1 protein-coding gene is annotated in these 255 nt (G+C 67.1%); it reads left to right on the forward strand.

Annotation, left to right across the window (positions count from 1 at the left end; genetic code table 11):
• On the forward strand, window positions 1-255 hold a 255-nt coding region (locus ACZYSM_RS29665), incomplete at both ends, for a hypothetical protein (RefSeq protein WP_489077256.1).

Consider the following 255-nt stretch of genomic DNA (forward strand, 5'->3'; position numbering starts at 1 on the left):
TACCGGGTCGTGCACAAGTCCGGCCTGATCGAAACCCTGCAAACCGGTGGCAGCGCCAATGAGCGGGTGGCCTTGCCGGTAGAGCTCCATGCCCCCTCCGGGCATAAAGTCGACCTCGCCTACACCGGCTTCAACGGCGGCCAGCGTCTGCAATCGATCAGCGACGCCCTCGGCCGGCTGCTGCAGATCAACCGCTCCACCGACAACGCCCGGGTCGAATTTCTCCTGCACCCGGATGCCGGCCCGGGCGGCACG

Source organism: Pseudomonas sp. F220 (genome assembly GCF_057813935.1).